The following is a 1,824-nucleotide window of genomic DNA, read 5'->3' as shown; positions in this document are numbered from 1 at the left end:
ACGGCATCCAGACCACCCGATCCCGCATACAGACCCGACAGGCTCTCCCCCGTCGACGCATACTGATCCGTGATCTTTTCTGGTTCGCGTAGCTCGCGCCCCGGCCTGTGTCACTGTGCTCCTGTAATCCGGAGTGTTCTGCGGGCTCGTGATCGACAAAGACCCCGCAGAAACGTCAGACCGGAACTTTGCGACAGAGCCATGTATGTCGCCGGATTCTCAGAGATCAGAAACGCATCTCCGACGACAATAGTGCAGACCGGTCAGATAACGCTGCCGGTTTCCTCATAGCGCTTCTTCAGTTCCGGTAATGCGGCAATGATCTTGTCCACTTCAGCCATTCGTTTTGGCCTGACGGTCGGAATTTCATCATTGTGATAACGCACCACAAAATCAAAATCTCCCAGGATCAGACGAACAATACATAACATGACCCCTGCATTATCCTCATACTGGCCATAAATAATTTTATCCCGCGGGGTGTACTCAGGCGGCAGTCCTTTGAGAAGGTTCTCCTCGCTGCTCAGATCATAATAACGCTCAATCAGACCTATCCCGTCCTGCAGAACAGCCCGCAGAACCGGCTTTGCTTCCGTAATGTCAATATAATCTTTCCCCAGATGAGGTTTTCCGACATCTTCCAGATGCTTCAGATAAGCTGCTTTATTTTCATCTATTTTTGCGCTTATCCGATAGGCTTCCGGAATATATTTCAACTCATTCGCCAGGTTTGTGAAACGCAAAATAGATGTGGTTCCGGAAAACCCCAACAACTTATTATGCAATTTCATCGTTTTTTTGTTTTCGATAAAAATTCCTGGCTGAAGGTAAGTACTTCCATACTGAAAAGCAAAACCAAGAGGCACAAGAAGATTTGTATGTTTCAGGGTCTTGTTCTTAAAAGAGCCCGATACAAAACTCCAGTCAGGAAGTTCTTCCGCAACTTCCCGGCAGACTGCGTAAACATTTTCCTTAAACGTAGCCATTCCTGAACTCCCTGTCTTACTTCATCCTCCGCTTCTGCAACAACTGTTTCCCACAGAACTACCAATCGGCAGCTGCTATCTCCTCTTCTGTTGCTAATCGAATGTTTGACAGCTCACTTAATAGAGTGAGCTTGTATGATTGAGCATCAGCAGGTGATGCCCACTGCGATCCACAGTCATCACATACAATCAAGGCTCTGTGTGCCGAAGGACTAAATGCTGCGAATAACGATCCTTGCCTGCAGACTGCGCATTCTCCAAAAGTGATTTCGATCACGGTTTATTATTCCCGACTAAGAAATCATAATCTTTGGGCAGGGGCGGAGTGGCTCCAGATGGGTAGGCCGTAACAACGCGGCTCGTTCCCTTTTCAGTTATGATTGTTACGTTATCATAGTTTTGAAGTTGTCCTCCCATACCGCCAGCATATCCGGAATTTGGCTGAGGAACCACATAAACGTCTCTGTTTCCGATCGTCTCGGGTTTGATGCTCTCTCTGATCGCGGTAGCCCATGCATCCTCAACCGTTGCCACCGGATCGCCGTAAAAGACGCCCTGATTGGGCTTAGTCAGGCTTATACTACCGTGATTCACAGTGATGAGGTCGGCAGCATCGCCTTCGGTGCGCGGGCTAACACGTGACCAGTCTAATGTAGAGTTTGTATCTGCGGCAGATTTCGCCCCATTCCCATCCCCGACTGCCTTAACATTGGAGACGGTATCCATCATGCCCGTGGCCGTCATGGTCATATCTGACGGGTAATAATACCAACCATTGATTGCTAGAACCTATGCGCCCAATTGCGCAGTCCGATTGACATGATGCGCCAAGGTTGTT

At 48.6% G+C, this 1,824-nt stretch carries 2 protein-coding genes; both read right to left on the bottom strand.

Annotation, left to right across the window (positions count from 1 at the left end; translation table 11 throughout):
* Positions 1–263: 263 nt before the first annotated feature.
* Positions 264–986: a hypothetical protein gene (locus LOC54_RS12155; protein ID WP_279314041.1), complete on the bottom strand. Its 723-nt coding sequence runs from the start codon at positions 984–986 to the stop codon at positions 264–266.
* A 273-nt stretch (positions 987–1,259) separates the two neighbouring features.
* Positions 1,260–1,715: a hypothetical protein gene (locus LOC54_RS12150; RefSeq protein ID WP_279314040.1), complete on the bottom strand. Its 456-nt coding sequence runs from the start codon at positions 1,713–1,715 to the stop codon at positions 1,260–1,262.
* Positions 1,716–1,824: the final 109 nt, after the last annotated feature.

The sequence above is a fragment of the Acetobacter sp. AN02 genome (assembly GCF_029759835.1).
Taxonomy (GTDB): Bacteria; Pseudomonadota; Alphaproteobacteria; order Acetobacterales; family Acetobacteraceae; genus Acetobacter.
Note: the sequence above shows the minus strand (reverse complement) of the source record. Positions and strands in the feature narration are given on the sequence as shown.